This is a genomic window from Streptomyces noursei (genome assembly GCF_016917755.1).
Taxonomy (GTDB): domain Bacteria; phylum Actinomycetota; class Actinomycetes; order Streptomycetales; family Streptomycetaceae; genus Streptomyces; species Streptomyces yunnanensis.
In genome coordinates, this window is record NZ_CP070326.1 from 2,661,119 (window position 1) to 2,680,595 (window position 19,477).

Annotated in this window: 17 protein-coding genes and 1 tRNA gene; 7 read left to right on the plus strand and 11 right to left on the minus strand. The window is 73.4% G+C overall.

Annotated elements, in window-relative coordinates:
- Positions 1–236: 236 nt before the first annotated feature.
- On the plus strand, positions 237–1,340 hold the full coding sequence (locus JNO44_RS11770) for a PAC2 family protein (protein WP_205363686.1): 1,104 nt from the start codon (positions 237–239) through the stop codon (positions 1,338–1,340).
- A gap of 88 nt (positions 1,341–1,428) precedes the next feature.
- Here the strand turns inward: JNO44_RS11770 and mshC are convergent, their stop codons facing one another.
- From mshC to JNO44_RS11790, 4 genes are all read right to left on the minus strand, one after another.
- The gene (mshC, locus tag JNO44_RS11775) at positions 1,429–2,658 is read right to left on the minus strand and encodes a cysteine--1-D-myo-inosityl 2-amino-2-deoxy-alpha-D-glucopyranoside ligase (RefSeq protein ID WP_205363688.1); all 1,230 of its coding nucleotides are present in this window, start codon (positions 2,656–2,658) and stop codon (positions 1,429–1,431) included.
- Between the two features lie 214 nt (positions 2,659–2,872).
- Positions 2,873–3,748 carry an SCO1664 family protein gene (locus JNO44_RS11780; protein WP_420882636.1) on the minus strand — a complete coding sequence of 292 codons (876 nt, stop codon included), beginning with the start codon at positions 3,746–3,748 and terminating at the stop codon, positions 2,873–2,875.
- Between the two features lie 5 nt (positions 3,749–3,753).
- Positions 3,754–4,344 carry a DUF3090 domain-containing protein gene (locus JNO44_RS11785; protein WP_039637845.1) on the minus strand — a complete coding sequence of 197 codons (591 nt, stop codon included), beginning with the start codon at positions 4,342–4,344 and terminating at the stop codon, positions 3,754–3,756.
- A 130-nt stretch (positions 4,345–4,474) separates the two neighbouring features.
- Positions 4,475–5,173: a histidine phosphatase family protein gene (locus JNO44_RS11790; protein WP_205363692.1), complete on the minus strand. Its 699-nt coding sequence runs from the start codon at positions 5,171–5,173 to the stop codon at positions 4,475–4,477.
- Between the two features lie 128 nt (positions 5,174–5,301).
- Here JNO44_RS11790 and corA point away from each other — a divergent pair, with 128 nt between their 5' ends.
- On the plus strand, positions 5,302–6,294 hold the full coding sequence (gene corA, locus JNO44_RS11795) for a magnesium/cobalt transporter CorA (RefSeq protein ID WP_205363694.1): 993 nt from the start codon (positions 5,302–5,304) through the stop codon (positions 6,292–6,294).
- A 21-nt stretch (positions 6,295–6,315) separates the two neighbouring features.
- Here corA and JNO44_RS11800 read toward each other — a convergent pair whose 3' ends face one another.
- The gene (locus JNO44_RS11800; protein WP_205363696.1) at positions 6,316–7,104 is read right to left on the minus strand and encodes a ferritin-like domain-containing protein; all 789 of its coding nucleotides are present in this window, start codon (positions 7,102–7,104) and stop codon (positions 6,316–6,318) included.
- Between the two features lie 258 nt (positions 7,105–7,362).
- Positions 7,363–8,418 carry an LLM class F420-dependent oxidoreductase gene (locus JNO44_RS11805; protein ID WP_073445306.1) on the minus strand — a complete coding sequence of 352 codons (1,056 nt, stop codon included), beginning with the start codon at positions 8,416–8,418 and terminating at the stop codon, positions 7,363–7,365.
- A gap of 160 nt (positions 8,419–8,578) precedes the next feature.
- Between JNO44_RS11805 and JNO44_RS11810 the strand changes: the two genes are divergently transcribed.
- Positions 8,579–9,562, plus strand: coding sequence for an aldo/keto reductase (locus JNO44_RS11810; protein ID WP_073445305.1), 984 nt, complete (start codon positions 8,579–8,581; stop codon positions 9,560–9,562).
- A complete protein-coding gene (locus JNO44_RS11815; protein WP_205363704.1) occupies positions 9,559–11,940 on the plus strand; it encodes a helix-hairpin-helix domain-containing protein in 2,382 nt (793 codons plus the stop codon). The genes JNO44_RS11810 and JNO44_RS11815 overlap by 4 nt, the downstream gene beginning before the upstream one ends.
- A gap of 78 nt (positions 11,941–12,018) precedes the next feature.
- Here the strand turns inward: JNO44_RS11815 and JNO44_RS11820 are convergent, their stop codons facing one another.
- A complete protein-coding gene (locus JNO44_RS11820; RefSeq protein WP_205363706.1) occupies positions 12,019–12,702 on the minus strand; it encodes a hypothetical protein in 684 nt (227 codons plus the stop codon).
- 47 nt (positions 12,703–12,749) lie between these two features.
- Here JNO44_RS11820 and JNO44_RS11825 point away from each other — a divergent pair, with 47 nt between their 5' ends.
- Positions 12,750–12,938, plus strand: coding sequence for a DUF5703 family protein (locus JNO44_RS11825; RefSeq protein WP_018537156.1), 189 nt, complete (start codon positions 12,750–12,752; stop codon positions 12,936–12,938).
- A gap of 85 nt (positions 12,939–13,023) precedes the next feature.
- On the opposite strand, the gene JNO44_RS11830 is transcribed toward JNO44_RS11825, so the two are convergent.
- From JNO44_RS11830 to JNO44_RS11840, 3 genes are all read right to left on the minus strand, one after another.
- Positions 13,024–13,875, minus strand: a complete 852-nt coding sequence (locus JNO44_RS11830; RefSeq protein WP_205363714.1) for a chaplin — start codon at positions 13,873–13,875, stop codon at positions 13,024–13,026.
- A gap of 192 nt (positions 13,876–14,067) precedes the next feature.
- Entirely contained in the window at positions 14,068–14,301 is a 234-nt protein-coding gene (locus tag JNO44_RS11835) for a chaplin (protein ID WP_205363716.1), read from the minus strand.
- Between the two features lie 223 nt (positions 14,302–14,524).
- Positions 14,525–15,850 carry a M20/M25/M40 family metallo-hydrolase gene (locus JNO44_RS11840; protein WP_039637835.1) on the minus strand — a complete coding sequence of 442 codons (1,326 nt, stop codon included), beginning with the start codon at positions 15,848–15,850 and terminating at the stop codon, positions 14,525–14,527.
- Positions 15,851–16,153: 303 nt separating this feature from the next.
- On the opposite strand from JNO44_RS11840, the gene JNO44_RS11845 reads away from it, so the two are divergent.
- Together JNO44_RS11845 and JNO44_RS11850 are read left to right on the plus strand one after the other, a co-directional pair.
- Positions 16,154–16,241 (plus strand) — tRNA-Leu (locus tag JNO44_RS11845).
- A 474-nt stretch (positions 16,242–16,715) separates the two neighbouring features.
- Entirely contained in the window at positions 16,716–17,390 is a 675-nt protein-coding gene (locus JNO44_RS11850; RefSeq protein ID WP_205363718.1) for an HAD family hydrolase, read from the plus strand.
- 76 nt (positions 17,391–17,466) lie between these two features.
- Here JNO44_RS11850 and JNO44_RS11855 read toward each other — a convergent pair whose 3' ends face one another.
- Positions 17,467–19,146 carry an ABC-F family ATP-binding cassette domain-containing protein gene (locus tag JNO44_RS11855; RefSeq protein WP_205363720.1) on the minus strand — a complete coding sequence of 560 codons (1,680 nt, stop codon included), beginning with the start codon at positions 19,144–19,146 and terminating at the stop codon, positions 17,467–17,469.
- Positions 19,147–19,477 lie beyond the last annotated feature (331 nt).

Consider the following 19,477-nt stretch of genomic DNA (forward strand, 5'->3'; position numbering starts at 1 on the left):
ATGAACGCGTCCAGACCCCGCACCCGAATCCACCGGGAATTCCAGGAGCATTGACCGGAGCCCTCCGCTCCTCCCCTACCACAGATCGGATCTCTCTCGGACCGGCCCCTCCGCACACACGCTCGTAAAGGGGCTGCGGATCGGCACCGGGGAAGCCGTAGTCTTGGGAGCGCACGCAACGGAACTGCTGCCGGCGGCCGCCCCAAGGCGGCGGGGCCGGCCGGAAGGAGGGGCGGGTGATCGAGCTGGAGGGGGTGCCCGAGCTGATCGACCCGGTCATGGTGGCCGCGTTCGAGGGCTGGAACGACGCCGGCGACGCCGCCTCCGCCGCGGTCGCCCACCTGGACCGGGAATGGAAGGGCGAGGTCTTCGCCGCGCTCGACGCGGAGGACTACTACGACTTCCAGGTGAACCGCCCGACGGTCTTCCTGGAGAACGGCGTCCGCAAGATCACCTGGCCCACCACGCGGCTCTCCGTCGTCCGCATCGGCGACGCCGACGGCAAGGGGAACCCCCGCGACCTGGTCCTGGTCCGCGGCATCGAGCCGAGCATGCGCTGGCGCTCGTTCTGCAACGAACTCCTCGGCTTCGCCCATGAATTGGGCGTCGAGATGGTGGTGGTGCTGGGATCCCTGCTGGGCGACACCCCGCACACCCGACCGGTCCCGGTCAGCGGGGTCACCTCCGACGCCGACGTGGCGCGCCGGCTGGATCTGGAGGAATCCCGCTACGAGGGCCCGACGGGCATCGTCGGCATCCTCCAGGAGGCGTGCACACACGCCGGCGTCCCTGCGGTCAGCCTGTGGGCCGCGGTGCCGCACTACGTCTCCCAGCCGCCCAATCCCAAGGCCACCCTCGCCCTCCTCAACCGCCTGGAGGACCTGCTCGACCTGCGGATCCCGCTCGGCGAGCTGACCGAGGACGCCCGCGCCTGGCAGCTGGGCGTGGACCAACTCGCCGCGGAGGACAGCGAGGTCGCCGAGTACGTCCAGTCGCTGGAGGAGGCCCGGGACACCGCCGAACTGCCGGAGGCGTCCGGCGAGGCCATCGCCCGCGAGTTCGAGCGCTATCTGCGCCGCCGCGACCCGCAGGCCGGCCCGGGGGTGGCGAGCGAGGGCGGCGTCGCCGACGGCCGGGACAGCTCCTACCTCCGCGACACCGCCAGCGGACGCACCCGGCACCCTCGCGCCGCGTCCAAGGAGCCGCGCGAGCCCCGGTCGCCGGAGGAGTCCGGGCCGCCCCCGAAGGCGGCCGACGGCCCGGCGCCCGGCGAGGGCACCGGAGAGGACGGCGGGCACACCGACGCCGACGGCCCGGAGGACCCCGGCACCGAGCGCTGACCGGCCGCCCGGCCCCGCGCCGGCACGACGAAGGGGCGCCCCCGCCATCCGGCGGGGGCGCCCCTTTCGCATCCGACCGCGGGCGTCCCTACAGCGCGACGCCCAGCAGCGCGTCCACCGCACGGGTGACGAGCCCGGGAGCGCTCTCGTCCGTGCCCCCGTCGGCCTGCTGCGCGGCGGCCCAGCGGTCCACCGCGGCCAGGGCGGCGGGCGCGTCCAGGTCGTCGGCGAGGGCGGCGCGGACCTCCGCCAGCAGGGCCTCGGCGGGCGGACCGTCGGGGCGGGACACGGCGGCCCGCCAGCGGGCCAGCCGGGCCTCGGCCTCCGGGATCGCCTCGTCGGTCCACTCCCAGTCGCTGCGGTAGTGGTGGGCCAGCAGCGCCAGGCGGATCGCCGCCGGATCGACACCGTCCCGGCGCAGCGCCGAGACGAAGACCAGGTTGCCCTTGGACTTGGACATCTTCGCGCCGTTCAGCGCGACCATGCCGGCGTGCACATACGCCTTGGCGAAGGGGTGTTCACCGGTCAGCGCCTGGGCGTGCGAGGCGCCCATCTCGTGGTGCGGGAAGACGAGGTCGGAACCGCCGCCCTGGACGTCGAAGCCCATGCCGAAGTGGTCCAGGGCGATGGCGACGCACTCGATGTGCCAACCGGGCCGGCCGCGGCCCAGCGAGCCGCCGTCCCAGCTCGGCTCGCCGTCGCGGGCGGCCATCCACAGCATCGGGTCGAGCGGGTTCTTCTTGCCCTCGCGCTCCGGGTCGCCGCCGCGCTCCGCGGACAGCCGCCGCATCGCCTCGGCGTCCAGGCCGGAGACCCCGCCGAAGTGCGGGTCGGCGGCGACCGAGAAGTAGATGTCGCCGTCCAGTTCGTAGGCGGCGCCGGCGTCGCGCAGCCGCTCGACCAGCGGGACGATGCGCGGTATCGACTCGACGGCGCCTATGTAGTGCCGCGGCGGCAGCATCCGCAGCGCCGTCATGTCCTCGCGGAACAGGGCGGTCTCGCGCTCGGCGAGCGCGGTCCAATCGTCGCCGGTCGCCACCGCCCGCTCCAGCAGCGGGTCGTCGACGTCGGTGACGTTCTGCACGTAGTGGACCTGACGCTTCGTGTCGAGCCACATGCGCTGAACGAGGTCGAACGCGTTGTAGGTCGCCGCGTGCCCCATGTGGGTGGCGTCGTACGGCGTGATGCCGCAGACGTAGATACGGGCGACGGGACCGGGGTCGAGGGTTACCCGTCCGCCGGTCGCGGTGTCGTGGATCCTCAGGTCGCGGCCCTGACCGGGCAGGGCGGGGACCTCAGAAGCGGGCCATGCATGCATGCCTTGAGCGTAACCGGATGCATGTTCCGCATACGAACCGGAGGGGTCCCTCTGGCTGGAAAGGCGGTCTTGTGTTCCGCCACCGGATGTGCCAAGGGCAAGCGGCAGCACATGGTGCGGCGTCAGCCGCGTCCGGTGTCGGGGGTCTCCCTGATCCGGTGCAGTCGGGACATCGGGCGACGGTGCCCGCACCGGCTGCCCGGCGGGCCGCTGTTCAGACCGGCGGCCAGGGAATCGCCGGCCACTCCCCGCTCGGCTCCGGGTGCCGCCCGCTGCCCAGCATCCCGTCCACCCGCGCCCGCAGCGCCGCCAGCTCGGCATCCGTGATGAGTTCGGCCAGCCGGACGGCGAGCGGCGCCCCGTCCGCCAGCGCCGCCGTCAGGCCGCGCAGCACCGCCGACGCCTCGTCGGTCAACGGCTCCCCGGCCCAGCCCCACAGCAGCGTGCGCAGCTTGTCGGCCGAGTTGAACGTCACACCGTGATCGATCGCGAAGAACGCGCCATCGGCACCGGGCAGCAGATGGCCGCCCTTGCGGTCGCCGTTGTTGATCACCGCGTCGAGGACGGCCAGCCGCCGCAGCCGGGGGTGGTCTGCGTGGACCAGCAGCGCGGTGCGGCCGGCGCCGATGTCCGCCCGGCCGACCGCCTTCCAGCCCGGCTCCGGCTCGTCCTCGGCGACCAGCGCCAGCAGCTCGGGCGCCGCGTCGCCGTCCCCCGGCGGCGCTATCCACTCCTGGACCATGCCGGTGCCGTACGGGCCGTCCCGCAGCACCGTGGTGGGGATGAGGTCCCAGCCGCAGGCCCGGGAGACCTCGTAGGCGGCGACCTCGCGCTGGGCGAGCGTGCCGTCCGGGAAGTCCCACAGCGGGCGCTCGCCGGCGACCGGCTTGTAGACACAGGCGGCGCTGCGGCCGTCCAGCTCGACGGTGCAGTAGAGCACCGCGTTGGAGGCGTCCGGGATCTGTCCGCGGACGGTCAGCTCGCCCTCGGCGAGCAGCGACGGCGCCAGGCTCCCGACGGGCTCGGCGGCGGGCGCCGGCGGCTGCTGCGGGTCCGCGGGCGTGGGCACCGGTTCGGCGGTGGGCTCCATGGGGCTCAGGCGTCCCGCCGGTATCCGTTCTGGCGCGGGCATACGTGTCCCTCCGGATCGAGCGGCAGGCTGCACAGCGGGCACGGCGGGCGGCCGGCGTTGACGACGTCCAGCGCCCGCTTGGCGAACGCCCGGGCCATGGTGCCGGTCAGCCGGACCCGCAGCATCGGCGGGCCGTTCTCGTCGTCCTGGAGCAGCCGCTCCTCGGCGTCGGCGAGGTCCTCGTCGCTGTCGGCCTCCAGCTCCACCAGCGCCTGGGCCTCGACGATCATCCGCTCTTCCTCGCCGTCCCAGGCCAGCGCCATGGTGCCGACCCGGAACTCCTCCTCCACCGGCGACTCCAGCGGCGCGGTGTCGGCCATCTCGGTCGGGGAGACGGCGGGCACCGGGGCGCTGCCGCCGCTGCGCCGCACCACCTCGTCCAGGAGCTCGTCGATCCGCTCGGCGAGCGCCGCCACCTGCGTCTTCTCCAGGGCGACGCTGGTGGTGCGACCGCTCGCGGTGGCCTGGAGGAAGAAGCTACGGCGGCCAGGCAGCCCGACCGTACCGGCCACGAAGCGGTCCGGTAGGTCGTAGAAGAACACCTGACGGGACAACGTCCTGCTCCGTTTGTCTCGACTGCTGGGTCTGTGCGGTCGCTGCGGTCGCTGCGTTCCGGAGGGGTACTGCGCGGATCACACGGACGTCGCGGGCAGCGCCGTCGCACCACCCTACTGCGCCCGCTGATCACGCTGCGCCCGCACCACCACCGATGGCCGCGTCCCGCTCGCTCCCGGCCCCGCCGCCGTCCTCGCGGGGCACCAGCGAGGCGAGGTCGCCGGTGTCGCCGAGCCGTACGAGGTAGGGGCGCAGCCGGGTGTAGCGGATCACGGTCACCGAGCACGGCTCCACGGAGATCCGCTGGAAGAGGTCCAGGTGCATGCCGAGGGCGTCGGCGACCAGGGATTTGATGATGTCACCGTGGGAGCACATGAGGTAGGTCGCCTCGGCGCCGGACGTCTCCTCGACCTGGGCGTTCCAGTCCCGGACCGCGGCCACCGCGCGGGCCTGCATCTCCCGCATCGACTCGCCACCGGGGAAGCCGGCGGCGGAGGGGTGCTGCTGGACGACCTCCATCAGCGGCTCGTCGGCCAGCTCCCCGAGCTTGCGGCCCGACCAGTCGCCGTAGTCGCACTCGTTGATCCGCTCGTCGTTCTCCAGGCGCAGCCCGGGGCGGGCGTCCACCAGCGGCCCCAGGGTCTCCCGGCAGCGTTGCAGCGGGCTGGTGACGGCGACGGCCAGCGGGATCCCCGCGAGCCGGGCGGGCAGCGCCGCGGCCTGGGCGGCACCCCGCTCGTCGAGGGCGACTGCGGGGGTCCGGCCGGCGAGCACCCCGGCGGTGTTGGCGGTGGAGCGGCCGTGCCGCACCAGGATCAGCGTGGGCATGACCGCAACACTAGGGCCTGTCCGGCGGATCGGGGGTGGCCGGGCCCGCTCCACAGCCCGCGGTCCGCCCTGCGTCCGCCCCCGCCCCGGCCCGGCTTCCCTGGCAAGGCCCCCTGCGACGGGCGAGAATGCCTGATGTGATCGTGGACTGCGCCATCTACCGCGAGGGCCGCCGCCATGAGTGCGCGACGGATTTCTCCCGCGCGCTGGAGGCGGCGCGGGCGGAGGGCCACTCCTTCCTGTGGCTGGGCATGTACGAGCCGACCCAGCACGAGTTCGACCAGGTCAGAAGCGAGTTCGGGCTGCACCCGCTGGCCGTGGAGGACGCCCTGAACGCCCACCAGCGGCCGAAGCTGGAGGTCTACGACGACTCGCTGTTCATGGTGCTGAAGCCGATCACATACGACGTCACGGCCGACACCGTGACCGCCTCGGAGCTGATGGTCTTCGTCGGCGACTCGTTCGTGGTCACCGTCCGGCACGGGACGGCCAGTCCGCTGGCGGCGGTCCGGCGGCGGCTGGAGCACCACCCGGAGATCCTGCGGCACGGCCCCGGGGCGGTGCTGTACGCGGTCAGCGACGCGGTGGTCGACCACTACATCGAGGTGGCCGGCGAACTCCAGGTGGATCTTGAGGAGTTGGAGGCGGAGGTGTTCGCCCCGATCCGCCGGGAGACCAGGAACACCGCCGCCCAGATCTACGCGTTCAAGCGCGAGGTCCTCGAATTCCGCCGGGCCACCGTCCCGTTGGCCGACCCGATGTCCCGTCTGCAGAGCCCCGGTGTGCCCTTCGTGCACGACCACGCCCGGCCGTTCTTCCGGGACGTCGGCGACCACCTGACCCGCGCCAACGAGTCGGTGGAGGGCCTGGACCGGCTGCTCTCGGACATCCTGGCCGCCCATCTGGCGCAGATGGGGGTCCGGCAGAACGACGACATGCGCAAGATCTCGGCGTGGGCTGCGCTGGCCGCGGTGCCGACCCTGATCGCGGGCATCTACGGCATGAACTTCCGGGACATGCCGGAACTGTCCTGGTCACTGGGCTACCCGATGGTCCTGCTGACGATGGCGGTCATCGAGGTCTCGCTCTACCGACTGTTCAAGCGCCGCGGCTGGCTGTGAGGGGGCGGACCGGCGCACCGCTCAGGCGAACTCCGGCGCGGCGGTGGCCGGACCGCCCAGCGCGTTCCGCCGCTCGGGCATCGCCAGGCTGACCATCCGCCGCCAGCCGAACAGCCGCTCGTAGCCGTAGAGCGCCGCGATCCCGGCCCGGAGCAGCGCGGACCTGGCCCTCGACCACCCCAGGATGCGGCCCATCCGCGCCATCACGGCCAGGCTGACGTCCCGGTGGACGGCGATCTCGGCCAGTGCGCACTCCCGCAGGGTCCGCTGGATCGCCCGCCCGTGCCCGGCCCCGGCCAGCCGAAGCAGTTCCTCGTGGCAGTACGCGAGGTGGTTCTCCTCGTCCTGGCAGATCATCCGGACCGCCCGGCCCACCTCGGGGTGGTCGCCGAAGTACCTGCGCAGCAGCACCATCTGCTCGGCCGCGCGCTGCTCGGTGACCCGGCTGTGCGCGAGGTAGGTGACGATGTCCCGCTCGCTGAGCGGCTCGTCACGGCGGAGCCTGTCGTGGGCCAGCCCGATGCCCCGCCGCTCCAGCAGCATGGTGTAGTCGGTGGCGGCGGGGATCTCGACGGGCGTCAGCCCGCGCTTGCGGAGCAGGGCGTTGAAGATCCGGCCGTGCTTGTCCTCGTCGGCGCCGTGCCGGGCGACCTTGGGCGCCAGGGCGCGCTGGGAGTCCGGGAGCAGCGCGGCGATCCGCCCGTTCTCCCAGCCGCCCTGCGCCTCCCCGCTGGCCGCGATGGAGCAGAAGAGACGGTAGGAGGCGTCGTTGTCGACGATCTCCTGGAACAGGCTCCTGGCCGAGAACATCAGCGTCACCTCCGAACGGACACGCCCGTAGAGGGAAAGCCAAATGCCGCCTTTCGCCGCCGGCAACCGGGGGCGCGGCCGGCTGCGCCCGTTCGCCTGACCCCCGCGGGGCGGGCCCCGTAACCCGCCCGCCCCTGAGCCGTTGAATTCCGTGACGGCCGTGGCGGGGAAGACCCCCGAGCCCCCACCACGGCCGCAGCGCTTCCTCCGCCCGGCGCCCAGGCGCCGGGCTCTCGCGCGTCCGGGCCCCGTCCGGGGCTACGCCAGGCCGGCCCGCTCCAGGGCCTCGGTGCCCGCGCGGAGCGCGGCCATCCGCTCCTCCAGCGTGAACCCGGCCGGCGCCACGGTCAGGGTGGTCACCCCGGCCGCCGCGTACGCCTGCATCCGCTCGGCGATCCGGTCGACCGAGCCGAGCAGGGTGGTCTGGTCGATCAGCCGCTCGGGGACGGCAGCGGCGGCGCCGGCCTTGTCCCCGGCCAGGTACTTGTCCTGGATCTCGGCGGCCTCCTTCTCGTACCCCATCCGCTGCGCGAGCTGGTTGTAGAAGTTCTGCTTCCGGCTGCCCATGCCGCCGACGTACAGCGCGGTGTACGGGCGGAAGGTGTCGGCGAGCGCGCTGACGTCCTTGTCCTCGCCGAGGGCCAGCGGGAGGGTGGGGCAGACGTCGAAGCCGTCCATGGTCTTGCCGGCCGCCTCCCGGCCCGCCCGGATGTGGGAGATCGCGGTCTCCTCCAGGTGGTCGGCGGAGGGGAAGATCAGCAGCGCGCCGTCGGCGATCTCGCCGGTCTGCCGGAGGTTCTTGGGCCCGATCGCGGCGATGTAGAGCGGGATGTGCTCGCGCTGCGGGTGGACGGTGAGCTTGATCGGCTTGCCCGGGCCGCCCGGCAGCGGCAGCGTCCAGTGCTCGCCCTCGTAGGAGAGCCGCTCGCGGGACATGGCCCTGCGGACGATCTCCACGTACTCCCGGGTGCGGGCCAGCGGCTTGTCGAACTTCACGCCGTACCAGCCCTCGGAGACCTGCGGGCCGGAGACGCCCAGGCCGAGCCGGAAGCGGCCGCCGGAGAGCGAGTCCAGGGTCGCCGCGGTCATCGCGGTCATCGCGGGCGTGCGGGCGGGGATCTGGAAGATCGCCGAACCGACGTCGATCCGCTCGGTCTGCGCGGCCACCCAGGAGAGCACCGTGGGGGCGTCGGAGCCGTACGCCTCGGCCGCCCAGCAGACCGCGTAGCCGAGGCGGTCGGCCTCCTGCGCCACCGCGAGATTGTCGGAGTCCATGCCGGCGCCCCAGTAGCCGAGGTTGATGCCGAGCCTCATGCCGCTCCCCTTACCCATCAGTAACGTCGCTGTTGCGGGGACTCTAGCGTGCGGGTGCCGCGGCCGTCACCGGCAGACCGGAACCCGGTCCGCACACCGCCGCCCGGCCTTTGTCCACAGGTCCCCTGATCGTGGGGCCCGGCGCGTAGGGTCTGGGCCCATGGAGCAAAGGCACCTCGGCCGCACGGGCCTGCGCGTGTCCCGCCTCGGGCTGGGCACCCTGAACTGGGCACGCGACACCGGCGAACAGGACGCCGCCGAGCAGCTCAAGATGTTCTGGGAGGCCGGCGGCACCCTCGTGGACACCGCCGACATCTACGCCGACGGCGGCGCCGAGTACCTCCTGGGCCGGCTGCTCGAAGGACTGGTGCCGCGTTCCGACCTGGTCGTCGCCACCAAGGCCGGCAGCGTCCTGGAGCCGGACCGCCGGGTCGACGGCTCGCGCCGCCACCTGCTCGCCGCACTGGACGCGTCCCTGGAGCGCCTGGGCACCGACTACGTGGACCTCTGGCAGCTGCACGCCTTCGACCCGCACACCCCGCTGGAGGAGACCCTCCAGGCCCTCGACGTGGCGGTGGCGAGCGGCCGGGCGCGCTATGTGGGCCTGTCGAACTTCTCCGGCTGGCAGCTCGCCAAGGCCGCCACCTGGCAGCTGGCCGCCCCCGACGTCCGCAACCGGCTGGCGAGCACGCAGATGGAGTACTCCCTCCTCCAGCGCGGCGTCGAACGGGAGGTGCTCCCCGCCGCCCTGGACCTGGGCCTCGGCCTGCTGCCGTCGTCCCCGTTGGGCCGCGGGGTACTCACCGGCAAGTACCGCCACGCCACCCCGGCCGACTCCCGGGGCGGCTCGGAGCACCTCGCGCCGTTCGTGGCGCCCTATCTCGACGAGGCCGCCGGCCGGGTCGTCGACGCGGTCGCCACCGCCGCCGACGGACTGGCCGTCACCCCCCTCCAGGTCGCGCTCTCCTGGCTCCGCGACCGCCCCGGGGTCACCGCCCCGCTGCTCGGCGCCCGCACGGCGCAGCAGCTCAGAGCCGCATTGTCAGTGGAGGCGCTTAGTCTTCCTGACGAGATCCGCCGGGCGCTGGACGATGTGTCAGCTCCGGTGCACCACTATCCCGACCACGACTGGAGCACGCTGTGAGTACCGACCGCGCCGGCGACAACCCGCCCGAGCAGGAGGCCGCCGCGCCCGGTGGCGAGGCGGGCCGCGAGGCCGGCGGCGCACCAGCACCGCGGTCCGACTCCGCCGCGTCCCTGGCGTCCCTGGCGGCGGCGGTGCGGGCCGTGGAGAGCGGCGAGCGCTCCGCCGCCTCGTTCTTCGCCGAGACCCCGCGGGCCGCCAAGGCCCCCGCCGCCCGCCCGGCGCGGGACGGCGCGGCCGGCGCGGCCCCGGACCCTGCCCCGCAGCCGGCGTCGGCGGGCCCGGCCCGCGAGGAGGCCGCGCAGCGCCCCGCCGGGCCGCCGCCCGCCCCGGCCCGTCCGTCCGCGCCCGAGCCCGGCGCCCAGGGCGCCACGGCCGGCCCCACGGTCCCGGCGGCCCGTCCCGCGCTCGTCCCGGCCCCCGGCATCGAGGGCGTCCGGCGGGTGCTCGCGGCCGGCGGCGCCCCCGAGGCGCTCGCGGAGCGCGCCGCGGAGGCGCTCGGCCAACAGGCCGCCGAGGCACTGACCGAGGATCCCTGGCAGCTGCTCACGGTGCCCGGGGTGCGCCCCGAGCAGGCCGACGGCTTCGCCCGCGCACTGCTCGGCCCCGCCTGCGGGCCGGGCGACGAGCGGCGCGCCCAGGCGCTGATCGGCTGGCTGCTGGAGCAGGCCGCGGTCGCCGGCCACTCCGCCCTGGAGGCATCCGCGCTGCGCGCCGCCCTCGCCCAGCGCGCCGTCCCGGAGCCGGACGAGGCCCTCCAGAGCGCCATCGCGGACGGCGCGGTACTGGTCTTCCAGGACGCCCTGGACACCCCGGGCCGCCCCCGGGCCGCCACGGACGACGACGAGGAGCAGCCGGTCCGCGTACTGCTCGGCCTGGACCGGCTCGCCATGGCCGAGGAGAGCGTCGCCGACGGACTGGCCCGGCTGCTGAACACCTTCGAACCCCCGGCGGACGAACGGTCCAGGATCGCGCCGGGCACCGCACCTGACGACACCGGGGCGGACGACACGGCCCCGACCCCCCAGGACACCCCGGCCGCCGACGACACCGAGGCCGCCGCCCCCGAGGGCGACACCACGGACGCCGCGGACGACACAGACGCCTCCGGCCCCCGCGTCCGCCCCTCCGCCGGCGCCTGGGCGGCCGTCGCGACGGCCGCTCCCTCGGGCTGCGCCGCGGAGCTGATCCAGACCGTCGCGCTCAGCGGACTGGTGACCCACACCGGCGGCGAGGCGGCCCGCGCCGAGCCCGCCGCACTGATCGCCGCGGCCCGCGCCCTGGGGCTGCGGGCGTACGGCGCGGCCCACACCGCCGACGGCCGCCGCCGGCTGGCCGCGCACCTCGCCGAGGTCGCACCGGACGCCGCCCCCGGGGAGCCCGCCGGCCCGGCCGCGGCCGAGGCCGCGGTGACCGTCTCCGGCCTGCTGTCCGGCGCCGAGGGCCCGGGCCGGGACGCGGACGGCGCGCTCGCCCTCGACCTGCTCGTCGTGCTGGACGCCCCGCAGCTCGACCTGGAGACCGCCGCCCTGCTCGTCGAATCGTTGACCGACGGGACGCGCCTGGTGCTCAGCGGCGACCCGGGCGTCCTGTGGTCCGCGGGCCCCGGGCGGCTGTTCCAGGACGTCCTGCAGTCCCGGTTCTGCCCCCAGGTCGCCTCCCGCACCCCGGACTTCGGGCCGATCGGCGAGCTGGTGTCGGGCATCAGCGTCGGCGAGCTCACCGAGGTCGATGCGCCCGGCAAGGAGGTGGTGACCGTCCCGGTGCGGGACGCCGCCGAGGCGGTGCACCGCACGGTCCAGCTGGTCGCCGACTCGGTGCCCCGGGCGCTGGGCATCCCCGCCGAGCAGACGCAGGTCATCACCGTCGGCCACGGCGGCGCCGCCGGCACCCGCGCGCTGAACGCCGCGCTCAAGGAGCGGCTGAACGCCGGCCCCGGCCGGTTCGGCGGCTTCGACCCGGGCGACCGCGCGGCCTACTCCCCGGCGCTGGGCCGTACGCTCCTCGGCACGGTCACCGGCGCCGACGCCGACGGCCTGCACCTCGACTGCGCGGGCACCGCCGTGGTCGTCCCGCGCGAGCAGGTCGACTCCGGCGCGGTCCGGCACGGCTGGGCGCTCACCGCCCATCAGGCCGCCGGGTCGCGCTGGCCCGCCGCGGTCGTGGTGCTCCCCGGCGACGCCGCCGGTGGGCTGACCCGCGCCTGGGTCCACACCGCCTTCGGCCGCGCCGAACGGCATCTGTCGGTGGTCCAGGGCGTGGGCCAGGCGCTGTCCCGCGCGGTCGCCGAACTCCCCGCCAAGGAGCGCACCACCCGACTGCGGACGCTGCTGCGACTCCAGGCCGAGGAGCAGTCGGCGGACCCGGCGGCGGGCTGACCACGCGGCCCGGGCGGTGGGCCCACGGGGCGGCGGCGCACCGGCCGTCCGCCCCGTGGGCCCGTTCCGCCGGGCGCCTCACCGCCTCCCGTCGGCCGGCTCCAGCAGATCGTCGTCCCCGTCGTCGAGTTCTTCCTCGTCGAAGACGGCGCTGACATCGAAGCGGCACACCACCCGCTGCGGATCCGCCTGGTCGAACGGCGCGGCGAGCCACTCCCCCGGCTCGGCCGGCTCGTCGACGGCCGCCACCCACAGCGTGGAGTCGCCCTCCTCCAGGCCGAACTCCTTGTGCCGGGAGGCGATCTCATCCGGTTCGTACTCCCCGAAGAGCACCCCGAGCGCGGCGTAGGCGCTGCTGCCGACGAGCGCGGCGGCATCGGGGGCGTTGCCCGTGGCGTCGTCGGCGGCGTCCGGGTCCAGGGCCGCGATGCGCTGTGCCTGATGCAGCAGGCGCTGCGGCTCGGCGACGGTGTAGTCGCGTCGGATCAGTACGCTCAGCGCGCTCGGCTCCTCGGGACCCGCGTACGCGGGCAGGGCGTCGTTACCGGGGATCTCGAAGGGGGTGACCTCGTCGTAGGTGTCGTAGAGCAGCTCGTCATAGCGCTCGGCAGCCGCGGCGAGTTCGTCGAACGCGGCATAGACGGCGGGATCGTCCGCCCCCGCGCGGCGTTCGACCGCGGCGAGGTGACGGTCCAGCGCGGCTTTGACCGCCTCAGCGGCGGCACGAACCTCGGCAGCGGAAGGCTGCGCAGCATCAGACATAGTGCAGACGCTATCCGTACCGGGGCCGGTCCCGCACAATAGATGCGATGCCGGAATACGAATTCTGCGATGTGTATGTGCCCCGGGGCGTCTCCCGCAAGGCCGCCACACGCCTGCTGACCGACCATGCCGAGTACGGACACTGGGAGTTGGACCGACTTCGTCTCAATCCCGACGGTAGCCGCCGGGTGCGGCTGCGTCGCCGGATCATCCGACAGCTCCGCGCCACGTGGTGACCGCCGGAAGGGTGTGATCGCAGCAGAGCGGGCCCGGTCGAAGACGGGGCCCGCTCCCTCGCGCGCTCACACGGAGCGCCGCTGATCAGCTACGGACGGTACGGGCCCGCCGGTAGAGGACGGCGCCACCGAGCAGCAATCCGGCGCTGATCGGGACCGCATAGCCCAGCGTCCCGGCACCGGTGTGCGCGAGCTGCCGCGCACCGTGCTCCGGCGTCGCCGCGGCCTGGGCGTGCGTCGCACGGGCGCCCGCGGTGTGCGTCCGCGGCCCCGGCGCGTCCGGGGTCTGCGGGGCGACGGACCGCGGCGCGTGCGGGCCGCCGGGCTGCGCCGGGTGCCCCGGGTGGTGTGCGGAGCCCGGTTGGTGCGGCGTGCCCGGGTGGTGGGGCGTGCCGGGGCCGTGCGGGTGGCCCGGCTCCGGCTGACCGGGCTGCGACGGGTGACCGGGGTGGTGCGAACGGCCCGGGCCCCCCGGTGAGGCGTTGTCGCAGTCGTTGCCGAAGGACGGGTTCATCGCGCCGACGACGTCAACGCTGTTGCCGCAGACGTTGATCGGGACGTCGACCGGGGCCTGGATCACGTTGCCGGATCCGACACCGGGCGAATGCGCCGCACCGCCCGTGGCGCTGGCACCGCCGTGTCCACCGGGCGTCCGCCGGTGCTTGCCGCCCGGCCCGTGCCCGTGCCGCCCGTCGGAACCGTTCGCGCAGTGGTTGCCGAACGACGGGTTGAGCGCGCCGACGACATTGACGGTGTTGCCGCAGACGTTGATCGGGGCGTCGATCGGGGCCTGGATCACGTTGCCGGATCCGACACCGGGTGAATTCGCCGCACCCCCCACGGCCGCGGAGTCCGCGTGCGCGTATCCGGCGGCCATGGCGAGCGCGCCGCCGGCCGCCGCCATGGTGATCAGGCCTTTTCTCGCGACCTGCCTCATAGTTTTCCCCTGCCTAGTGCCTTACATGAATGCGGACGGGTGGCGGCCGGCGGAGATGAGATCAACTCCGCGGACTGCCTCTTGGGGAGGTTCACCCGCCGCGAAATACCCAGAGGCTCCGGAATGTCGGAGCGACATTCCGGAGCCGGGCTGGGCCGGGCCCTCAAAGGGCCGGCGAGGCCGTCGATAACGTCAGCGGTTCGCGCAGGTGTTGCCGAAGGTCGGGTTCAGCAGGCCGATCACGGAGATCGTGTTGCCGCAGACGTTCACCGGAACGTGCACCGGGGCCTGGACGACGTTGCCGGAGAGCACACCGGGGGAGCGCACCGCTGCACCCTGGCTCTGCGAATCGGCAACGGCAAGGCCGGCGCCGGCGAGTACGACTCCACCGGCGACCGCAGCAGCGGCGACGACCTTCTTGATCATGGTTCCTCCTTGTAGGCATTGCGGTCCCAGCCGCGGACCGCAACGACGTCAACGGAGGCCAGGCCGTTGAAGATACGAACACACCGCGGCATTCACTCGTTTCAGCGAAGTCAACGCGAAAGGCAGGAAATTCACGCCGACTTCACCCTCTCCGCACCGGCCCGTACGCCGTACGCCGCACCGTCCCCCGATCGGAGAACCGTTTCCCGGCGAACCCTTCCGACTAACTCAGTTCGATGAACCGGTCGAGCACCCGCACCCCGAACTTCAGCCCGTCCACCGGCACCCGCTCGTCCACGCCGTGGAACATCCCGGCGAAGTCCAGCTCCGGCGGCAGCTTCAGCGGCGCGAACCCGAACCCGCGGATCCCCAGGTCGTCGAAGGACTTGGCGTCGGTCCCCGCGGAGAGCATGTACGGCACGGCCCGCGCGATCGGGTCCTCGGCCTGCAGCGCCGACTGCATCGCGTCCACCAGGGCGCCGTCGAAAGTGGTCTCCAACGCCTTGTCCGCGTGGACGTCCTCGCGCCTGACCCGCGGCCCGAGGATCCGGTCCAGGTCCGCCAGGAACTCCTCCTCGAACCCGGGCAGGAAGCGGCCGTCCACGTGGGCGGTGGCCTCGCCCGGAATCACGTTGATCTTGTAACCGGCGCCCAGCTGCGTGGGGTTGGCGGTGTTCCGCAGCGATGCGCCGATCAGCTTGGCGATCCCGCCGAGCTTGGCCAGCGTCTCGTCCATGTTCTCCGGGTCCAGCTCGGTGCCCAGCGCGTCCCCGAGCTCGTCGAGGAAGGCCCGCAGCGTCTTGGTCACCCGCACCGGGAACTCGTACCGACCCAACCGCCCGACGGCCTCGGACAGTTCGGTGATCGCGTTGTCCCTGTGGATCATCGAACCGTGCCCGGCCGAGCCGGCCACGGTCAGCTTCATCCAGTGCATGCCCTTCTGGGCCGTCTCGACGAGGTACAGCCGCAGGTTCTCGTTGACAGTGAAGGAGAACCCTCCGACCTCGCTGATCGCCTCGGTCACCCCCTCGAACAGCTCGGGGTGGTGGTCGACGAGATAGCGCGCGCCGTACGTGCCACCGGCCTCCTCGTCCGCGAGGAACGCCAGCACGATGTCCCGCGGCGGCTTGCGCCCCGTGCGCAGCCGGTCGCGCACCACCGCCAGGGTCATCGCGTCCATGTCCTTCATGTCGACCGCGCCGCGGCCCCACACGCACCCGTCCGCGATCTCCCCGGAGAACGGGTGGTGGGTCCAGTCGTCCGCGTTGGCCGGCACCACGTCGGTGTGCCCGTGGATCAGCAGCGCCGGCCGCGAGCGGTCCTCCCCCTCGATCCGCGCGACGGTCGAGGCGCGCCCCTTGTGGGACTCGAAGATCCGCGGCTCCAGGCCGACCTCGGCGAGCTTCTCCGCGACGTACTCGGCGGCGACCCGCTCCCCCGGCCCCGAGTGGTCGCCGTAGTTGCTGGTGTCGATCCTGATCAGATCCCGGCACAGGTCGACGACCTCGTCCTCGCCGGTGACCGTACGGGCCTGCTGCGACTCGCTCATGCCGAGACCTCGCTTCGCTCGGCCCCGCATCCGCAGGGCTCGCACCGATCCTTGGTTCGCTCGCGGAGCTCGCTCACACTGCCTCCTCTGGGTTCACGGCCGCGGCACCCTCCACGGGCACGCCACGGCGGGTCCACCGCCATCCTCCACCCCGCACCCGCTCCGCCCAAGGCCGCAATACTCCCGACATGCGCTGGTCACAGCCCCGCGGCGGCCCCGGACCGCAGGTGATCGACCACCCCCGAACGTTTGCTATTGTTTTCCTCGTCGGAACGGCCCGGAGGCCGCAACGACAGACACCTTGTCCGGGTGGCGGAATGGCAGACGCGCTAGCTTGAGGTGCTAGTGCCCTTTATCGGGCGTGGGGGTTCAAGTCCCCCCTCGGACACCATGAGGCAATCAGGCCCCAGATCTTCGGATCTGGGGCCTGATGCTTTTCCCGGGCACCGGTGTTCACCGGCATGGCGCTGAGGCGCGGGCGAGACATCTTCCCGGCGGACGCCCGTCGCCCGCCATTTCGGGGTACGCCCCTGCCCCTCGTGAGGAGGAGCGCTCGCGCCGAAGGGCGGCCTCCAGCCCGCCGCCGCAGCCGAACCCGGTAGGGGTGACGCATTTCACGAGGGGGCTCGATGAGTTCGGGGCGGCGGGGTCCGTCGCGAGCGCGACCTCATCGGGCTCGTCGAGCACTTCGACGAGGAGAGCGGATCCGTCGCTTGAACATCGCTACGGGCCCGAGCGCTGACGGCCTGTCTCGCGGCGGCGAGTAGGTCATTCCCTAAAACCTCAGACCCGTATTTCCGGTGCGGGTGTGGCGAGTCCGTCCGTAGGGTGCCCCCGTTCATGGATGGCGAGAGGGGCGCGAGTGATGTTGATCTTTGATGCGGACGACACGTTGTGGGAGAACAACGTGATCTTCGAGCGGGTGATCGACGAGTTCACGGCGTGGATGGCGGGGCCGGGGACCGATCGGGCGGCGGTGCGGGCCGTGTTGGACGAGATCGAGGCGGTCAACACGAGGACGCTGGGGTACGGGAGCAAGATGTTCCTGCGGAGCCTCGGGGAGTGCGTGGAGCGGCTGCGGGGGCGGGCGGCCACGGCGGCGGAGCGGGCGCGGATCGCCGGGTGGGAGGCGGCCTTCGCGGGGGATCGGGTGGAGCTGATCCCGGGGGTGGCCGAGACGCTGGCGGAGCTGGCGGGGCGGCACGAGCTGCTGTTGCTGACCAAGGGGGACCGGGAGGAACAGCAGCGGAAGGTGACCGCGTCGGGACTGACCGGGCACTTCCGCGGGGTGCACATCGTGCCGGAGAAGAACGTGGCCGCCTACGAGGAGCTGACCCGCGGCTACGGGCTGGCGCCGGAGCGGACGTGGATGATCGGGAACTCCCCGAAGTCGGACATCCTGCCGGCGCGGTCGGCGGGGCTGAACGCGGTGTTCATCCCGCACGACCACACCTGGGTGCTGGAGCACGAGGAGGTGGACCCGGGGGACGAGAAGGTGTTGCGGCTGGGGGCGTTCCGGGAGTTGGTGCGGCACTTCTGAACTTCCGAGAGGAGGGGCCGGGGCCCGGGTGGCCGCCCAAGGGTGCGGCAGGGCCCCGGCCGGGATCGGGCGCGGGTCAGAGCGGGTCGGTGGCGGTGAGTCCGCCGGATTCGACGGTCAGCCAGCGGGTGAGCGACAGCTCGCGCAGGAAGCGGTGGTCGTGGCTGACCACGAGGAGGGCGCCCTCGTAGGAGTGCAGGGCGGTGACCAGGCGGCGGACGGAGGACATGTCGAGATTGTTGGTCGGTTCGTCGAGGAGGAGGAGCTGGGGGGCCGGTTCGGCGAGCATCAGGGCGGCCAGTGCGGCCCGGAAGCGTTCGCCACCGGAGAGGGTGCCGGCCTGTTGGTCGGCGCGGGCGCCCTTGAACAGGAAGCGGGCCAGGCGGGCGCGGATGCGGTTGTTGGTGGCGTCGGGGGCGTAGCGGGCGACGTTCTCGACGACGGTGAGGTCGTGGTCGAGGACCTCGTCGAGGCGCTGCGGGAGGAAGCGGTGGGGGACGTGGACCTCCGCGGTGCCGGCGGCCGGCGGGAGTTCGCCGGCGAGGGTGCGCAGCAGGGTGGTCTTGCCGGAGCCGTTGCGGCCGGTGAGGGCGATCCGTTCGGGGCCGCGCACCTCCAGGTCGGCACGGGTGCCGTAACGGGTGCGCAGGCCGGTGAGGGTGAGGACGGTGCGGCCCGGTGGGACTGCGGTGTACGGGAGGTCGATGCGGATCTCGTCCTCGTCGCGGACGGCCTCGGTCGCCTCGTCGAGGCGTTCCCGGGCTTCCTGGAGGCGTTCGGTGTGCAGGGCGCGGTGTTTGCCGGCCGAGACCTGAGCCTCCTGCTTGCGGCTGTTCATGACGATCTTGGGTTCGCGCTTCCGGGCGTACATCTTGTCGCCGTAGCGGACCCGGCGGGCCAGTTTGACCTGGGCGTCGGCCAGTTCGCGCTGCTGGCGGGCGACGTCGGCCCCGGCGGCCCGGACCATCCGCTCGGCCGCCTCCTGCTCGACGGCGAGGGCCTGTTCGTAGGCGGTGAAGTTGCCGCCGTACCAGTGGACGCCCACCCGTCGCCCGCCACCGCCCTTGGCCGGGGTCCCCCCTCGCGCCGCCCCGCCCGTCACGCGGAGGTCGGCGATCCGGTCGACGCGTTCGAGGAGTTCGCGGTCGTGGCTGACCACGAGGAGGACCCCGGACCAGGCGGAGACCGCGTCGTGGAGGCGGCGGCGGGCGGGCAGGTCGAGGTTGTTGGTGGGCTCGTCGAGGAGGAGCACGTCGGGGCGGCGGAGCAGCAGGGCGGTGAGGCGGAGAAGGACGGACTCGCCGCCGGAGACCTCGCCGATGGTGCGGTCGAGGTCGAGGGCGTGCAGGCCGAGTTGGTCGAGGGTGGCGCGGGCGCGCTCCTCGACGTCCCAGTCGTCGCCGACGGCGGTGAAGTGCTCCTCGCTCGCGTCGCCGTCCTCGATGGCGTGCAGGGCGGCGCGGGTGGCCGCGATGCCGAGCGCCTCGTCGACCCTGAGATGGGTGTCGAGGGAGGCGTGCTGCGGGAGGTAGCCGACCTCGCCGACGACCTTGACGCTGCCGGCGGTCGGGGTCAGCTCGCCGGCGATGAGCTTCAACAGGGTTGATTTCCCCGAGCCGTTGAGGCCGATGAGGCCGGTGCGACCGGGGCCGACGGTGAACTGGAAGTCGTCCAGGACGGGGGTGCCGTCGGGCCAGTCGAAGCCGGTGCGGGTGCAGACGACGGCCGCGGAGGGGGCGGTGGGGGGCTTTGGCATGCGGGTCTCCAGGGAGGTGTGCGCGGGCGGGCGATGCGTGCGCAGGGAGACACCGCGGCAGTGCCGGGGTTCGGGTACGCCGTGCGTACGCCGAGGTCACGGACGGGGCGCGCGGGGCGGGATCGCGGAGCGAATCGCCGGTCGCGGGCGCGGTGTCTTCCGGACCTCAGACGAGCAACGGCCTTCTCCTGTCGGGAGGGAAACCCGCCGGGGCGCTGCCCGGGCGGGGTGGACGACTACGACCGTAGAGGCTGACCGGCGGGAATGCAAACGCTATTTTTGTTGCGTTTGCATTCTCCGCTGTCCCGACGCCGGCCGCGCGGGCGGGCGT